Genomic DNA, 3,349 nt, shown 5'->3' on the forward strand with positions numbered 1-3,349 from the left:
ATAATCAGTCTAAAGTGATTTTTGAAATACGCCTGATAAAACAGGCCCAATCCCCAGACTCACAAATAACAGGCTGAGTTTCATGCGTAATCGGAATTCATTAAGTAATTGAGGGAAATTGTGAAAAAAATACAACCAGTAATACTCGCGGGGGGAACCGGTTCAAGGCTGTGGCCATTGTCCAGGGAGCTCTACCCGAAGCAGCTTTTACAGCTCACCGATAACACTTCATTGCTGCAGACCACTCTTCTCAGGGTCAGTCAGTTGCCCGGGGTTCTGCCTCCCGTTGTCGTCGTGGGTGAGGAGCACCGGTTTATTACAAAAAAACAGATTGATGAGCTTGGTATCTTTGACGAATATACTGTACTTCTCGAACCCATGGGTAAAAACACTGCCCCTGCAATTTGCGGTGCCGTGCATTTCTGCAGTGACATGGAAGAGAATACAGTCTTTCTTGTACTTCCGGCGGACCATGTCATCATGAATCAAAAAATATTTAATGATGCGGTGGAGCGAGCCAGGCTTCCGGCTGAGAAGGGGTTTGTTGTGACTTTTGGTATAAAACCGACCAGTCCCGAGACCGGCTACGGCTATATTGAAGGGGAAGATGGGCAGAAAATTCAATCGTTCAAAGAAAAGCCGGACATGGAGCTGGCCCGGAAATACCTGGCAGACGGGAACTGTTTCTGGAACAGCGGTATGTTTGCTTTTTCTGCAGCCGCTTTTATGGCTGAGATGGAAAAATATGGTCAGGAAATCAATGGTTGCATGGCAAAAGCAGTGGAGAGGGGTGAGGTTGACGGCAGATTCTTTCGCCTGGAAAAATCTGCAATGGGGGCCTGTCCCTCGGATTCCATAGATTACGCCTTAATGGAAAAGAGTGATAATGTAGCCATGGTGGTTGCTGAAAATCTCGGTTGGAGCGATATCGGTTCCTGGCAGGCCCTGTGGAATATCCTCGACAAGGATGATTCCGGCAATGTCACCCGGGGAAATGTCCTTCTGGAAGATACGGAAAACTGCCTGGTTCGGGCTGAGGAAATGCTGATCGCAACGGTGGGACTGGAAGATACTCTTGTGGTTGAAACGGCCGATGCCCTGCTGGTGGCTCCGTTGTCACGCTCACAGGATGTGAAGAAAATTGTAACCCGCCTGAAAAAAGAAAACCGAAAAGAGTTCAGTTTTCATCGAACGGTTTACAGACCCTGGGGCAGCTACACGGTGCTTGAAGAATCACCAAGGTTTCAGATCAAGCGAATTACCGTCAGTCCAGGAGCGAAACTTTCTCTGCAGATGCACCATCACCGCTATGAGCACTGGGTTGTTGTAACCGGGACGGCCAAAGTGGTTAACGGGGAGCGTGAAATACTGCTCCATGAAAATGAATCGACATATATTCCCGTGGGAACGCTGCATCGCCTTGAAAATCCAGGCGTGATTGATCTCGAGTTGATCGAGGTGCAGATCGGCAGTTATCTTGGAGAAGATGATATTGTCCGTTTTGAGGATGTATACGGACGGGAAGAATAAAACGTAATTGGTCACAGGGGTAGCACTCGGTGATTTTATTACCTTTGAGCCAATGTCGTTAACTTAAGCGATAAGTCCCATTCTGACACCCTCAGCCAAGGTCAGAATGGGGCTTTCCTTAACCATCTTGTCCTTAAATTAACGACATTGACCTCTGAACTGTAATTGTCCACCGGTGCCGGGTGGGTCAGTTATCTTTCTGCTGCTTTTCCAGTTCCTCACGTCTGCGACGGAAAGCCTCAACGTATTTTGCGAAAACCCGCCTGCCGTTTCTTGAAATTTTCAGGAAAACCACTCCTGAAATAAAGCGGCCTTCGTGGGGTGAGGCGTGAGTTGTCCTCCCTTCCAGGTCCACAAGATCATCTTCCAGGCCTACGGTGATCAGGAGCCTGGTGTTGCTTTTCAGGGGATAGGTAGTTTCCAGTTTGATGCCGTCGACACTCACGTCCATTGTCCTGCCCATGGAGTATTCGCAGGTGTCGCCATTTTCATTCAGAACAACATAGTCGAGAAGGTGCAGCGCGTCGTAACGGATAAATTTTCTCTGCTCTCGTTGTTTCATGATATCCCCTGTTCCTGTCTGTTGATCTGTTCACCCTCCGGAAAAAGACTGTGGATTGCGTGCCTGTCTGCTGTAACTGTACCCCTTTCCGTAATGAGACCCGTTATCAGGCGGGCGGGTGTTACATCAAAACTGTAATTTGCGGTCCGTGTTCCGTCAGCAGCCAGAGAAATTGTGGAAATTGAATTGTTTTTATCCAGACCGGTGATAGTCGTGATTTCCTTCCCTGTCCTTTGTTCTATAGGAATTTCCATGCCATTGTCAAGTGTCCAGTCAATTGTGGACGACGGCAGAGCCACATAAAACGGGATGCTGTTGTCACGGGCTGCGAGGGCCTTGAGATAGGTGCCTATCTTGTTTGCCACATCTCCGGTATGGGTTGTCCGGTCTGTGCCGACAATGACCAGATCAACCATGCCATGCTGCATCAGGTGTCCTCCTGTGTTGTCACAGATAAGAGTATTGTCTATTTTTTCCTGTTGCAATTCCCATGCCGTCAGTTTAGCTCCCTGGTTCCAGGGGCGGGTTTCGTCAACCCATACATGGATGTCGATACCGGCATCCCTCGCCGCGTACATTGGGGCTGTTGCGCTGCCGTAATCAACAAAGGCCAGCCAGCCTGCGTTGCAGTGGGTGAGGATATTGACTCTTTTTCCTTTTTTACCTTTGCTTATTTCCCTTATGATTTCGAGGCCATGTTTTCCTATTTGCCTGCAGAATAATATGTCCTCGTCGGCAATGCTGTTTGCTTCCTGGAAAGCAATTTCCCGCTTCTGTTCCGGTGAGTTGCCTCTCTCCATTGCTTTGCAGACTCTTTCAACGGCCCATTTCAGGTTTTTGGCTGTCGGTCTGCTGTTCTCAAGTCTGGCGGCGTCTTTTCTGATGTATTCATCGAAACCTTTATCCGGAGCAGTCAGCGCGGCAAGATAGATCCCGTACCCGGCCGTGACACCTATAAGGCCGGCACCTCTGACACGCATCTCTTTTATGGCGATGATAACATCATTTACGGTCCGAAGTTTTTCAGTGACCAGGAAATGGGGGAGTTTGCGCTGGTCGATGATGACAATTTCAGTCCTGTCTGAAGGGTCAGGCCAGATGGTTCTGTAATGTTTGCCGTTTATATTCATACCTAAATCCTGCAATTGGCGAGTTTGCCGGAGATGCGAGGTTCAATGGCGTCGACGTATAGACATACTTCAAGCCATTGAAAACGAAGCAGATTCGGTAAAATCGCCAATCCCGCAGGGCAAAGAA

General features: G+C 48.7%; 3 protein-coding genes. 1 reads left to right on the plus strand and 2 read right to left on the minus strand.

From position 1 onward, the window contains the following. Nucleotides 1-120: 120 nt before the first annotated feature. A complete protein-coding gene (locus tag ACXLDX_RS12065; protein WP_457577435.1) occupies nucleotides 121-1,530 on the plus strand; it encodes a mannose-1-phosphate guanylyltransferase/mannose-6-phosphate isomerase in 1,410 nt (469 codons plus the stop codon). A gap of 187 nt (nucleotides 1,531-1,717) precedes the next feature. Here ACXLDX_RS12065 and ACXLDX_RS12070 read toward each other — a convergent pair whose 3' ends face one another. Then, nucleotides 1,718-2,092 (minus strand): PilZ domain-containing protein, encoded by a 375-nt coding sequence (locus tag ACXLDX_RS12070; protein ID WP_457577436.1) that lies wholly within the window; start codon nucleotides 2,090-2,092, stop codon nucleotides 1,718-1,720. Next, a complete protein-coding gene (gene mtnA / locus ACXLDX_RS12075; protein WP_457577437.1) occupies nucleotides 2,089-3,222 on the minus strand; it encodes an S-methyl-5-thioribose-1-phosphate isomerase in 1,134 nt (377 codons plus the stop codon). Before mtnA ends, ACXLDX_RS12070 begins: the two co-directional genes overlap by 4 nt. Nucleotides 3,223-3,349: the final 127 nt, after the last annotated feature.

The organism is Desulfomarina sp., from assembly GCF_054039375.1.